The organism is Bizionia gelidisalsuginis (assembly GCF_008086185.1).
GTDB classification, from domain to species: Bacteria; Bacteroidota; Bacteroidia; order Flavobacteriales; family Flavobacteriaceae; genus Bizionia; species Bizionia saleffrena.
The window spans coordinates 1-14,613 of the sequence record NZ_VSKN01000034.1 but is presented as its reverse complement, the minus strand read 5'-3'; the positions used below and the strand labels follow the sequence as shown (position 1 = coordinate 14,613).

General features: G+C 30.9%; 11 protein-coding genes. 1 reads left to right on the top strand and 10 read right to left on the bottom strand.

Features of this window, described 5'->3' with window-relative positions; translation table 11 throughout:
- Positions 1–10 precede the first annotated feature (10 nt).
- On the top strand, positions 11–124 hold the full coding sequence (locus ES677_RS15915; protein WP_394349298.1) for a hypothetical protein: 114 nt from the start codon (positions 11–13) through the stop codon (positions 122–124).
- A gap of 150 nt (positions 125–274) precedes the next feature.
- Here the strand turns inward: ES677_RS15915 and ES677_RS14355 are convergent, their stop codons facing one another.
- The 10 genes from ES677_RS14355 to ES677_RS15910 form a co-directional block, all read right to left on the bottom strand.
- Positions 275–1,114: a GIY-YIG nuclease family protein gene (locus ES677_RS14355; RefSeq protein ID WP_148370592.1), complete on the bottom strand. Its 840-nt coding sequence runs from the start codon at positions 1,112–1,114 to the stop codon at positions 275–277.
- 2 nt (positions 1,115–1,116) lie between these two features.
- Positions 1,117–2,661 (bottom strand): reverse transcriptase domain-containing protein, encoded by a 1,545-nt coding sequence (locus tag ES677_RS14350; protein ID WP_246124580.1) that lies wholly within the window; start codon positions 2,659–2,661, stop codon positions 1,117–1,119.
- Between the two features lie 424 nt (positions 2,662–3,085).
- Positions 3,086–3,697, bottom strand: a complete 612-nt coding sequence (locus ES677_RS14345) for a hypothetical protein (protein WP_148381609.1) — start codon at positions 3,695–3,697, stop codon at positions 3,086–3,088.
- A gap of 200 nt (positions 3,698–3,897) precedes the next feature.
- A complete protein-coding gene (locus ES677_RS14340) occupies positions 3,898–5,079 on the bottom strand; it encodes a PDDEXK-like family protein (protein WP_148381608.1) in 1,182 nt (393 codons plus the stop codon).
- 4 nt (positions 5,080–5,083) lie between these two features.
- Positions 5,084–6,823 carry a restriction endonuclease subunit S gene (locus ES677_RS14335; protein WP_148381607.1) on the bottom strand — a complete coding sequence of 580 codons (1,740 nt, stop codon included), beginning with the start codon at positions 6,821–6,823 and terminating at the stop codon, positions 5,084–5,086.
- 1 nt (position 6,824) lies between these two features.
- Positions 6,825–8,255 carry a class I SAM-dependent DNA methyltransferase gene (locus tag ES677_RS14330; RefSeq protein WP_148381606.1) on the bottom strand — a complete coding sequence of 477 codons (1,431 nt, stop codon included), beginning with the start codon at positions 8,253–8,255 and terminating at the stop codon, positions 6,825–6,827.
- Entirely contained in the window at positions 8,255–10,624 is a 2,370-nt protein-coding gene (gene hsdR, locus ES677_RS14325; protein WP_148381605.1) for an EcoAI/FtnUII family type I restriction enzme subunit R, read from the bottom strand. The genes ES677_RS14330 and hsdR overlap by 1 nt, the downstream gene beginning before the upstream one ends.
- Positions 10,625–10,735: 111 nt before the next feature.
- Positions 10,736–11,092 carry a hypothetical protein gene (locus ES677_RS14320; RefSeq protein ID WP_148381604.1) on the bottom strand — a complete coding sequence of 119 codons (357 nt, stop codon included), beginning with the start codon at positions 11,090–11,092 and terminating at the stop codon, positions 10,736–10,738.
- 458 nt (positions 11,093–11,550) lie between these two features.
- On the bottom strand, positions 11,551–13,098 hold the full coding sequence (locus tag ES677_RS14315; protein ID WP_148381603.1) for a Fic family protein: 1,548 nt from the start codon (positions 13,096–13,098) through the stop codon (positions 11,551–11,553).
- A gap of 1,391 nt (positions 13,099–14,489) precedes the next feature.
- The coding region (locus ES677_RS15910; protein WP_394349293.1) for an IS3 family transposase at positions 14,490–14,613 on the bottom strand (124 nt) is incomplete at its 5' end.

The following is a 14,613-nucleotide window of genomic DNA, read 5'->3' as shown; positions in this document are numbered from 1 at the left end:
GGAAAGAGATATCTTTAAATATATTGAACTTTGGTATAATAAAAAGAGAAGGCACTCAACACTCAATTATCTGACAATTAAAGAATTTAATAACTTAAAAATTAATTATAAATATGCTGCTTAACTTATACTGCACTTTTTGTTTGCATGTCCAGACACTCCCTAAAAAATGATACGTTAAATACTAATAAATTTTAATAATATGAGCTAAAGGTAAACTTAGCTTAGTGGCTAAATTGAGCACTAACCTTAAATTTTAATATTTATGCGGTTACTACTTTCTTTTTAACTCATCCAAGGTTCTACCGTCTATATCTTTCCATTTCGTCCAACCATTTGTATTTCGAGCTAGAATAGTTGCTGCTGCTGCACTCGGAGAATTAAAAATATAATCTTGTTGAAACACAAAAACATTATTCTCCACTTTTAAAAGGGCATCGTCCACTAACCTTTTACGTAATACACCAATCCATTTAGTAATACTATTAGTTTCTTCAATACTAGATGTACTTCCTTTATATACTAAAAACCCATCATCTGTTAGCTCTCCTTTTGCCAAAGCACCTTTACCCTTACAATAAAATATTTCTTTGTTACTTTTCGCTTTTCGTTTCTCTTCAAAAATTGGATAACCCAGCGTTGCTAATAATATTTTAGCAGTTTCAAAATTATCTAACAAATCATGTTCTCTACTTTCGGGTATCGATGGCTTGTTTGATCCTGTATCGTTATCTGTAATATATCTACCAATCTCTTTGGCTTTAATTAAGCAGAAATGCTCTAAATACTTTCCATCTGTTTTGGTGTACTCGTCTGTTTTAGTAGTGATAATTACACAATGTGTCCAAAAATCTTTATTTCGATTATGAGATTGGATACGTTTAAAACAGTCCTCCCCTTCTCCTATATAAACACTTGGCTTTGCTCCGTCTTCTTTACTACCAAACAGAAAATAAACTCCAGTAAAATTTACTATCTCTCGCTTTGCAACTTCTTGTATTTTATTTCTTGGAAACAAAATCGCTTTTACTAACCTGTTGGTTATCTCTGCTTCACGAATGCTTGTTGGAGAGCCGTCTGGTAGAAATATTTGTATGGTTTGTGGTCTAGTCATTGTTATTTAGAGTTTGTTTTAAGTGCAATCTCTTTAATTAATTTATTCCAAGATTTTTTCGTCTGCTTATTAATTTTATTCTCGTTCATTACTTTTGCAGCTTTATTTGAATACGACAAAAAATTACCCCAATCATAACTTTCTGACTTCTCAAAGCCTAAAATTGTTTCATTCCATACCCATTTTCGCTTTCTACTCGCACCTTTATATGAGTATTTTTTTAGAACCCTTCCTTTAAAAATTTGCCCCTTGTTTTTACCCTTCTTAGCGAAATGTTTTGAACGTTTAATTGTTCTTTTCATTTTTCTATAGAATGTTGACAAACTAGCAGATTTTAATAATACAGAACTGCCATCAAATTCAAAGCCTAAGTACATAAAGTTTTTATGCCAATTTATTTCCTTCTTAAATTCTTGTCCACAAATTAAATTGTTGTTTTCTCTTCTGAAATGAAATATTTGTGTTTTAGGTTCTTGAATTTCTAATTTTATTTGTTCAATTTCACGATTCATCAGGTTAATAATATTATCCTTTTCTTCTTTCGGGCATACTACCACCATATCATCAGAGTAGCGCCTGTAAATACCTGTCTCAGAAATATAGTCGTTAATAGTTTTATCAAAATCAATCATATAAGCATTAGCGAGTACTGAACTTATAGGTGAACCTTGAGGTATACCAAAATTCCTTTTGAAGACTACACCTGTATCAGTTTTTATACTTTTAGTGTTTTTTAAAAGTTTATTCTTAACTTTTAAAAATTCTTTTTGTGTACAGAATGCTATTGCATTATGATTTTTTAAGTGCTTAATTTTAGAAATTCGCCCCTTTTTAATTGGCATTAAGTTACCTCGGAAATCTCTTTTTTGAATCAGTATGTTATCTTTAAATTCTTCAAATATATCTACTATATCGACATAGCTAAAACGTGTAATTCCTTTAAAAACATTAAAATGTGCTTTTGACAATTCTTTTACACCAAATACTTTAGCCCATATTTCTCTTAATATTTTATGATCTAAATTATCAAAGAAGCTTTTTATATCAAAAGCAATAACAACGAATTCGTCTTTATTATATTCCTTTATATATTTAAATACATCATTAGCAAAATCTATGTTACATTTATTAGATCCTTCGGTAAGGTTTTTATTTTTTGGTATTGTCCTGTAAGCTAATATGGATTCGTCTAGGCCATTTTTCTTTAATAACTTATCATATTCATCTGATATTAGTTTAGAATAATAACTAAATATCAAGGAGTCTAAATGGGATGCATAATAGAGTTCTCTTTTCTTAATAGCACTTTTACGTAATGCCTTATTTTCTGTTAATAAAACCTTACCATCATCTTTAGAGTATTCTTTTCTAAACTTTCTAACTTTAGATGTTTTGTGAATAAAAGGCAGAAAAGAGTGCGTGGCTATTTTGGATGGATTGGTTACATAATTTTCAATCCACTTAAATCTATCCGCATTTTGTAAGGGTAACCCAATGTGTGGATACCGTTTTAACTTAAACCAATCTTTTTCTTTTTTATTTATCATAATTAAAAATGAGAAATGGGGAGCCAACTACGAGGCGGTGCTTTTAGAAATAATTACTTATTTCGTGAATGAATGCATGCTCTATCGACACCAATATGTCGCCCCAATTCAAGTCGGGTGGTAAAATAATTGTTATATATTGTAAAATAAACTCAATGAAGAACTTAAATGACAAAACAATCAATAGGTATGCCTGTATCAGTAAATATCTGATGGCGGCGCTAGTACTAATGCTAAACCTTATAGGTACAGAAATAAATCTATATATAAGTTGCATTTGTAAAATACCATATCCTCAACAGCTTTTAATGTTGAGCTAGACTAAAAGTCTATTCCTTAAAACGCATTATTCGGCTCTCCCCAAAACTCACTTTATTTTGTTAAATTAATTTTAAACTCTTGATTAATTGTATTATATAATTCCTTAAACACCCTCATCCTTACTCTCAACCATTACAGCACCCTCAGCAACCGGTTGATTAGATATCTGTATTTGCTCTGTAGTTTTTGTTATAGTAGCAGTTAACTCTGTTACTTCTTCTTTATGTGCTTCTAACTGTTCTGTTATGTCCACATATTTATTGTAAGTTCTTGACTCTAATCTCATTTTAATATTTTCGATAAAGTCTTTGACGTTAGTAAATGTACCAAAAGCTATAAAAGAAAATAAGGCTATAACCATTAAAGCAAATTGATTCCAATTAAGTATATCACCGAGGTTGGTAATATTAAACACAAAATAAAGCATTGTATTATAACCTAAATATATAGAAGCCAATACCAATCGAACACCAAAATAAATGCGCTTAAACTTTTTATTTAATTTTAAATTTAGTGCTTCTTTTTTCTGTATTAAATCTTTTAGTTTTTTATGTCTAGATTGAAGTCTATTTAAATTATCCTTAACCTCATCGTTTTGTTTTGAGACTTTCTCTAATGTTAAATCTACTTGACCAAAAGAACCAACATAAATAATTATTACTATAACAATTACCAATATTATTAAGAAGGTATTATTCTTTTCTTGTTCACTCATACCTAAACCGTTTTCTCATCCTCAAAAACCTCTATCAAAACACTCTGCATCAACAACTCAATATGTTCTTGACTTTGTTTTACTTCTTGATCTAAAACATCACATAAAACCAAAACCATTAAAGCATTTACTTTTTCTATGATAGCCTTTTTTTATATAATAATAGCTTTAAATTTTAACTAATTATCTTTAATCACAATTTATATATTGCTATAGGTTTCGATAAAAGACTTTGTTTGATTAACTATAGTAGCTACCATATTTTCAAAATAATACTCATCATTATTATTTAATTTTTCTAATATAGATGTACTGCTTAAATTTAAAGCATTGTTTTCTGGTGTTTTAATATCACTTACAATAGGCCAATAATTACTTAACCTATAATCACCGTCTCTACTTGATTCATATTCTTTTTGCCTATCAAATATGCCAATAAAAAGCCGTCCTTTATTATTCCCCTTACCAGAAAATGACTCTATACCAATCTGTATTCCCTTTTCATCAAGTATATCAGAACTAATCCATATTTTAGAATAATTATGGTTAATATCATTACCAAGACGTGCTTTTACGTTTAATTGTAAGCTATTTATTTTTTCGCTCACAGCCTTTCTTAATTTTTCTCTTATGCCATCTACTGCTATTTGATAATGAGAATGAATATATTTAGCCTCTTCTAAATTATTTTGAATAAGCGCTATAAAATTATTTTCTAAATCTTTTTCCATAGAATTTGTAAGGTCTCTTATTAAAATTTGATATTGTTTAATCGCGTTTTTTACAATAGAATCTGGTTTTACAACTGATAAACACGCATCTAACCAATTTAAAATATGATTTTTATAGGTTATAACTTCAAAATCTTTATCTGTTAAAGTATGTAGACTTTTTTTAGTAGGTTTACCTTTTTCTCCAAAAAGATTTAAGTAATACAAAGCACAATCATTACCTTTAAACAAACTATATCTATACATTTGTTTTGGTTGATCTTCTGCATAAATTTTATTCTCTATTGCAATGGCTTTGCCAGAAGGAAATGTAATTAATATATCAATAAAACCTCCACTTCTAAAATCGTCTGATATTTTTCCTAAATGATGCTCTGCGTTTACTTTAACGTTTTTTAAATCACTATCAATAAAAGAAGTGTAACCAATTTCTTGAAGAAAAAGGCTTAAAAATTTTTCATCATAATAATGATTTCCTTTAGGATCTAATAACGAAACCAACATTGCTGAATGGGTTTTGGTTTCATTAGTTTCCATACCTAATATGGTAAACAAATTAAAACCTTCTCCTTTTTCTCTGACAGATATATAATGCCTCTCTACAATATTTCCAGATTCATCAAGTAACGTATTTAGTTTTTCTATCTCCATAAAATTAAGCTTTGACCGTTTTAATTCCCCCTTCAAAAACCTCCCGTAAAACACTCTGCATCATCATCTCACTATGTGCTTGGCTTTGTTGCACTTCTTGCTCTAAAGTATCGCATAAACCCATTAAAGCATTTACTTTTTCTACAATGGCTTTTTGCTCTTCTAGTGGTGGAAGTGGAAGAATTGTGTTTTTAATTTTACCTACATTTAAATTAGGCTGTGCTCCACCTTCTGCTAAAAGTCTAATTTCATCGTATATTTTTCTAAAGAAGTATTTTAAATATTCTTTAAAGTCTTTTGATGTTTTATAGAAAACCATCGCAGCAACTGCTTGATTAGTTGCTCCGGGAATAACTAATTCACTAATTTGACCACGAGTTTTTCCTTGACCATACATTGCAATTATTAATGTTCCTTTTGGGAAAACTTTACAGTTTGTTTCAATTAATGCTTTTTCTGTAATCTGTTTTTCTGATTCTTTAGCGTATAAATCATTAGTTGCAGAACTTGTGTACCAAGGAATTTCACCTCCATAGTATGATGAATTTGAAGTTGCAGGAGTTGAACCAGTTCCTACATTTACTATATCCTGTAACCTACACCAAACCCAACCTTCAGGCAAATCATAAGGAATTTCATCTTTTGTAATTTTAGATAAGACTTTTTCCTTTTTTATTTTTTTGTCTTTTACAAGTTGTACTTTCTCTTTTTGGATACGTTTTAATAAAATACTTGCATCTTCAGTCTCAGGATTATTTGCTCGCCAATCGGCTGTTAGTTTTCCTTGTACTGCTAATTGTAAAACCGTTTCTCGTAACTTTTTAATATTGGTGGTTTCATTAAAGAAACTTTTAAAATGGTCTTGTAAAAAAGTCCATTCTTGGTTTGCGTTATTGGTAGTGAGCTGGTTTAATGCTGATGTTACAAAATCTTCTTTTAAACCAATACGAGCTACTGTTAATTGCTCTAATTGTTCTACTTCTTTAAAAAGGGTTTCTACTACGTTTACGATTTCTTTTTGTTCTTCTAGTGGTGGAAGAGGAATTGGAATTTCACCAAAACTATTTATCGAAACACCTCCAATTATTCCTGTCATTTTAGATTGAAAAACTTCAAAAAATACAGGTGTTTTATAAATTGCTAAAATGTAAACAGATTCAATTTCCCCATACTGTTCTAAAGCATATAATTTATTTCCAAAACAAATATCCTCTGTTGTAATACCACACTTTTTTCCAGCGCTTCCTCCTTCTGAACAGATTAAAGCTGTGTCCTTATGTGCTATTTTAAATTTTGGCTCATCCAATGGTATTTTAACTCCATTATCATAATTTAATGCTTCAAATCCATAGTTCACATCTTTCGTTCCTAAATATGGTAAACCATCTTCAAGACCTTCATACTTTGCAGCCTTTACAGATTTATTCACACTATTCCCGTTGAATATATTTCCTGCTTCAATTAGTCTTGTCCATACCCAATTCTTTGGAATTTCTAAATATTTTTCATCTTTCTTAATTGATGGAACTTGCTTTCCTTTTCGAACCTTTTTCTCTTTAATTAATTTAGTTCTTTCCTTTTTTATTTCCTTTAATAATTCCGTAGCAGGTTCAATATCTGGATTTTCTTTTCTCCAATTCGCAGTCAATTTACCTTGAATTGCCAATTGTAAAATCAAACCTTTTAATTCTTTCGAGTTTTTAGGACGAATGGTTAATTCTTTAAAGTGTTGTAGTAGTTGCATATTACTTTAAAGCTTCAGTTAAAACATTTATAATTTCGTCTTGTATGTTAGAAATTTTTTGTTCCGCAGTTCTAAATTTCTCTAAAATCACTTCTGGGCTTTCTAAAGTATCAACTTCTTGGTGTGGGTTTTTAATGTCTAGATTGTAATTACGCTTTTTAATATCTTCAATAGATACTTTCCAAGAGTATTCGTTTTCTACACGTTTATTCCACCAGGCTTTTTCTACATCAAACTCTTTAATATTAATCGGTTTGGTTTTGTTATAGCTTACTGCTCCTTTTGGGTATTGGTGCTCGTAATACCAAACTTCTTTGGTTGGTGTTCCTTTTTCAAAAAACAACAAGTTGGTTTTAATACTGGTGTATGGGTTAAAAACGCCATTTGGTAAACGTACAATGGTATGTAGGTTACATTTGTCTAACAACTCTTCTTTTAGGCGTGTTTTCATCCCTTCGCCAAACAAAGTACCATCTGGTAATACAATAGCACAGCGCCCTTTATCTTTTAAAAGCTTAATAATTAAGGCTAAAAATAAATCGGCAGTTTCTTTGGTTCTAAATTTTTTAGGGAAGTTGGTTTCGGTACCATCTTCTTCTACACCACCAAAAGGCGGATTAGAGAGTATAATATCTAATTTATCCTTGGCACCCCAATCTGCATAGGGCTTGCTTAGTAAATTATCTCTACGTACTGCCGGCAAATCGAAACCGTGTAGCATTAAATTGGTAGTACATAGTAAATGTGGTAATGGTTTTTTCTCGACACCTCGAATTGAGTTTTGTAATACCTCCCTATCCTTTGGCGTTTTTACTTGATTGCGTACGGCATCAATAGTACAGGTTAAAAACCCACCCGTTCCACAAGCAGGATCGAGTACGCTTTCTCCTAATTGCGGATTAATCATATCTACCATAAACTGAGTAACTGCTCTTGGTGTATAATACTCACCTGAAGACCCTGCAGATTGTAGGTCTTTTAATATGGTTTCGTAAATATCATTAAATACATGACGCTCACTAGTGCTATTAAAATCGATCTCGTTAATTACGTTTATTACTTGACGGAAGAGTGTTCCGTTTTTCATAAAGTTATAGGTGTCGTCAAACACCGAACGTATAATTTTTGCTTGCGGACTTATAGTAATATCCAACTCTTTTAACGCGGGAAAGAGTTCGTTTTCTATAAACGCCATCAACGCATCACCTGTTAAGCCTTCATCATCTGCTGCCCAATTTTGCCATTTTAAGTGTTCTGGAATTGGCGATTGGTAACCGTCTATGGTAATTTCCCATTCCTCTTCTTTATCGGCAAAAATTTTCATAAAAAGCATCCACACCATTTGAGAAATACGTTGTGCATCTCCATCAACTCCTGTGTCTTTACGCATAATATCGCGTATGCCTTTTATGTTTGTTGTTATGTTACTCATTAAGCTATATTGTATATTTCGTTTTCTAATTCTTTTATGGCTTGATCAAAGTCCTTTTTCTTACCAAAAGCTCTTACCAATTCTACAGGAGAACCCATTTGGCTTAAAGGTTGTACTTTTAATACAGAACCTTGTTCTATACTTACAATGCCTTCTTTTTCGTATTTATCTAATAAGCTATTTAAAACCTTTTGTGCGGTTTCGCTGTATTTAGTAAAGTAATTGCGTTTACGCACGTTATTGGCGCGTTCTTGTCGCGTTAAAGCAGGTTGATCGAATGCAATGTGACAAATTAAATCGAAGTCGTCTAAATCTAAACCAACATCTTCACGCAAGGCTTCTAATAGTACTCCATGTTCTGCAAGTTCTTTTATCAATTCTTCCTTCTTTTCAGATTCGTTCCATCGTTGAATAAAATCGTCCAAAGAAGCAAACTCTTTTTCTATATTTTTTTTTGAATAATCTTTTAATGATTCTGTAATTAGCTTTCCATCCTTACCATAATACTGAACACGCTCATGTACTACAGAGACTGGTACTTGGTTTACGTAGAATTTTTTCACCTCTTCATCTCTTCCATCGATACTGATATCTGGTGGAGTTGGTGGAAATGTATCTGGATTAAAAGGATCTTCATTATCTGGCTCTGTTGGTTCTACAGCATCTGGCGGCACTACTGGTTCGTGTGGTTCTGGTTCGTAAATTTGAACTGGATCACCATCAAAATCTGGTCTTGCGAATATGTTAGTGGCTTTTCTAAAATCCATGATCGTGAAAAACACTTTGCCTTCAGCTTCTCTAATTCGCGTACCACGACCAATTATCTGCTTAAACTCGGTAACCGATTGAATATTGGATTCTAAAACAATCAACTTTACCATTTTAGTATCTATACCCGTGGTTAACATTTTGGACGTTGTAGCTATAACAGGAAACCGTTCCTCAACATCTGTAAAATTATCTAACTCTTGTTTACCAACCTCATCATCACCCGTAATTTTTACACAATAGTTCCAATGTTTAGCAACCAAGTCTGCATTTTCATTTATTAATGCTTGACGCATTCTATTCGCATGATCTATATCGGTGCAAAATACTATTGTTTTTGCAAATCGGTCTGTAGCTTTTAAGTATTCGGTAATTTTTTTGGCAACTAATTCTGTACGCTCATCAATAGCCAACGTTCTATCGTAATCTTTTAAATTATAAATACGGTCTTTTACTTCATTCCCATACTTATCAATTAAACCAGCCGTTGGTCTCCAACCCTCATCTACACTAGTTGTAATTCTTACTACTTTATATGGCGCTAAAAAGCCATCATCAATACCTTGTTTTAAAGAATAGGTGTAAACAGGTTTGCCAAAATATTCCATATTAGAAACATCTTTAGTTTCTTTTGGAGTAGCTGTTAATCCAATTTGTGTAGCCGATTTAAAATAGGTTAAAACATCGCGCCATGCCGAAGCTTCTGATGCGCTACCTCTATGACATTCGTCAATCACTATTAAATCGAAAAAATCTGAGCTAAATTCTTTATATGCGTTTTTATCTTCGTCTGTACTTGTTAATCCTTGATATAAAGCGAAGTATATTTGGTAGGATTTATCAATCTTTCGGTTTTTAATAATATGCATGATATCATTTCCGAAAGGCGAAAAATCGCCGTTTTTTGTTTGTGTTAACAAGGCATTTCTATCAGCAAGAAATAAGATTCGTTTCTTAACTCCTGTTTTCCATAAACGCCAAATAATGTTAAAGGCTGTATAGGTCTTACCCGTACCAGTTGCCATTACTAAAATTATTCTGTTTTGCTCGCGGGCTATGGCTTCTAAAGTTCTGTTTACAGCATTTTGCTGATAATACCTTGGTGTCATTCCGCTGTCATCCAAATAATAATCCTTCTCTACTATTTCTTGAGCTTGCGGTGTTTCAATATTTTGATGTTTTAAATATTTTTGCCATAAGGTTTCAGGCGAAGGAAAATTATCTAATGTTAGTTCTTCTTCTAAAACGCCATCTGTTCTTGTTTTATCGTGAAACACAAAGGAATCTCCATTGGAAGTAAATACAAATGGGATTTGTAAAATATCTGAGTATTCTAATGCTTGCTGCATCCCATGACCAACAGGCTTTTTATTATCTTTAGCTTCAATTATAGCAATAGGAATATTCGACTTATAGTATAATATGTAATCTGCTCTTTTGTTTCTTCCTCGTGTGTATAAATTCCCTTGCACAATGATTCTACCATCCGTAAAAGAAACTTCTTCTCTTACTTGGGTTCTCATGTTCCAACCTGCTTTAATTATAGCTGGATTGATATACTTAGAGCATATATCTCTTTCTGAAAGATTTTTCTTATTCATAACTGTCGAAAATAGTGAATTCCAGAGTATAGACTACGATCATTTATTTTAAATCTCATCTATTATTTTTTTTCTATATTATATTAAATTGAATACAATAATTCGATCTTTTTAACTCGGTCCACATTTTAAATTATTTTTATAAGGTGCTATGTATTTCCCAAAAGCTTTTCCTGCACTTAAATAATAGTTATTAGAATAATTAGATTTCGTATCGGAAGCGACTTGGTAAATATATTCGTTGCAATTTATACTATATTCCCTTTTAAAACAGACTATCGCAAAGTATAATTTAGTGCTATTTGTTGACACTTCATAGAAAGTCACTTTAGATATAGAACTACTTGTATAGCTCGTATAAGCTGTTCCACTATTTTCAGATTTTACAAGTTCCATAAATTCTTTACAACTTTGAGCTCTTGTATTTATACTAAATAGCATTAATAGGGTAATGATAATAGCTTTCATTATTTAGATATTTTTTAATCACGAAACATCATAATAAAATGCTTTCAAAAAAGCATCTAATATATCTTATGTAATATGGTTGTTTAGTTTAGACTTTAAATATAGGTAATAGACATTATCTATTATTGTAAAAAATCGTAAATGCAAAACTATTTTTAAATACATTATATTAGTTTAGTTATAGACTGCTCTATAAATCGGTTTTTAGCTTATTCTCATCTTTATTCTTATTCTATTACCCATTTGATCACTCTCTAAAAAAAAGTACTCATAATAAATAGTGATTAATAAATTTCGAATAGTAAATGTATAAGATTAGAAGTTATTGGTGTTACGGAAAACCGTAATAGCTCATTTTAAGTCTCTTTTTAACTATCTACTTTTTTTTATTCTATCGCCATTTAGAGTGACATCTTAAAATGAATGTTCAACTGAATACTTTTTTTATCGTTTTCAATTTATGCTTCAAGGTCTTTAAAAATAGCATTATAATTTACTTCGATATCCTTAATTTCGAACTCTTCTAACTCTATAAATTCCTTTTTTGAGGCTCTTTTAGATAGTATACCATCATTTTGCTCTAAAAACCGAACGAGCGTAGCCACCATCTTATCAGGCATTTCAAAATGATTATCTAAGTATCTTTTAAATTCGTCATATTTTTGTAGATAATTAACCTCTTCTGGTATAACTCTTACCAAAGTATCTTCGACACAATCATACAAATATTCAGCTTGTTTTGTAGCGTCAAAATAGCGATAAAAATCGATAGTATTATTAGTAACCTCTACATTGTGATTTTCGGTTTCTACCCACTCTATATGGTTTAATAACGGATAAGAATACGACTCTAGAACGGCTTTGTAGTCTGTTATTTTATCTAAAATAGATGCGGAAACTGGAAAAATAACACCTTGTTGTGTAAACTGTTTTTTCGCCAATACATGATGTATCAAATAACGATGTAAACGTCCGTTACCATCAACAAAGGGATGTATAAATACAAAACCGAATGCTATGGATGCAGCAGATAGAACAGCGTCGTAGTCTTCGCCTTGCAAAATTGTATTAGTTTCTATTAATCCTTTTAGTAATTGTTCTATATCGTTGGGTTTTGCAGAGATATGCTCTGGAATTGGAGCTCCTGTACTTCTATCATGTTCACCAACAAAACCACCTTCATGTCTCAATCCTAACTTTAAAAATCTTGCGTTTTCTATAACAATCTGTTGTAAACGCTCTAATTCGGCAATACTTAATGGCTTATCTCCTGCTTGCCCAATTGCTTTTCCCCATCGCATAGCTCTATTATTACTAGGGTTTTCACCTTCTATAGTAAAAGACGCTTTAGAGTCTTTTAATAATAAAAATGATGAAGCACGTTGTGTTATATCCTTATGAATACTATTTAAAAATGTGTTTCTTCCACCAAGAACATTGGCATTAATATGATTTTCTAGTTTTTCGGTTTTAAAAATTAGCGGACAAAAATCAACTGTTCCAGGAAGGTTATTTATAATTTTTTGTTTTGTGGATTCCTCTCCTTTAATAGCGTATTGTAAACCAGAGTCTAGCAACGGTATGTATTTTCGCTTTTTTAAATCTACTTCCACAGTAATCTCGTCTTGCTGAAGCCACTCGTATAAAAACCAAATTTTACGACTATATATACCAGAAGGCTCTATATGTAAAAGATCATGTATTTGGTCTTTTGTAATTGCATTAAATAATGCTCTAAAGACTAACAAATTAATACCTTCATATTTAATTGCAAATATTAGTTGCTTATATAACGTTTCTTCAGGCTCGTATGCTGCTGGAAATACTTTCCAATGCTCATTATTATATTTTTTACTTTTTTCAGTTATTAGCGACAATACATGCGGAAATGGTATAGGTAACTTTAAATTTTCTATAATGGCACCATAGCCAACAATCTTGCCTCTTTCAGGTGTGGTTCTTCCTTGAAAAACGGATGTTTTAATTTTTGGTATTACTATGTCCATATTAAAGATTATAACTATTGCACTCAAATATAACTAAAAACCGTGCGCAAACTAAAATAAACACGCGCATATATACATTTATTTAAAAAATTGTGCGCAAAACAAACAATTAAATAAATAGGCGCACATTAAAATAAACGAGCGCAAATCAATACTAAACTAAAAAAGAAGGCGCTTATTTTGTTTTACCATAATTAAGAAAGAAACGATTATGCCGAAATTGATGGTAGAAATGTTCATTTATAATTTATGACAACCGATCACTTGAGGTACTCAAAATGAATTATTTATTTTCAAAATTTAAATAAATTCCTTACCTTTACTATATTAAGTTATCTATAAATTTGTGAACACCAAACTGAACACGTTTTGGAACACGATTTGGAACACGGCGGTTTTTTAAAGTATTGAATATCAATACTTTAATTATACAACATTATGTAATAATAAATTCATAACCCGGAGGTCACGAGTTCAATTCTCGTTCTCGCTACAAATCTTATTCAATTCAAAACAAACGGTTTAGTTCACTCTAAACCGTTTTCTCATGCTTACTACAAACGGAAATCATTACATTTGAAGGATCAATCCCAAAAGTTGTGTGTGAATTTAATATAGTTTTTGGATTTTTGTAAAAAAAAAGACTCTTGAACAATTATCTAGAACTACTTAAACTTATCCTTCCATAATTTCTGATTAATCATTTCGATTTGGTTAACAGCACTAAAAATGCTGAAGTAATGCTGCTCTATTTTGAAGAACGAAATGTAACTCCTAAAGAAGAAGCTAACCGTATATTAATAGCCTCTGGATTTCATAAAGAAATAACTATTCTTATGGGAAATACATTGTATCTACACGTAAAAAGACGCTGATGGGTAGATAAGAACACGAAACAAGTGGTGCTAAGAGACTGGAATTTAGTAGCACAGGGAATACTGGATATCCTAACTTAGCGTCCACACAAAGTTAAGTATAAACTCTTAATTTTAAAAGATGAAAAAAGAAAGAAAATGAAATAATCATTATTAATGGCAGTATATTTTTCATAATACTAACTAACACTTTTATGTTTGACAAGCATCATAATAAAAGGTTATTATTTTCAGTTACAAACAAAAATAGTAGAAATGCACAAAACTTACATCATGCATTTAACTACTATTTTTTTTATAGTTTACTACGTTACTAATTTTTAATTTTAGTTTGAAGTTTTTTTAAATATCTAGGTATACTAAAAATTAAAATCATATTAAGTGCAATTATTTTAACAATTGAAGTATCGTTTTTAAAACTTATTATATTTAAAATAAGAATTGTACTAATTAGTATAATTAAAAATGTTTGAAAATAGAACGATCTGGACATGCAAACAAAAAGTGCAGTATAAGTTAAGCAGCATATTTATAATTAATTTTTAAGTTATTAAATTCTTTAATTGTCAGATAATTGAGTGTTGAGTGCCTTCTCTTTTTATTATACCAAAGTTCAATATATTCAAAGATATCTCTTTCC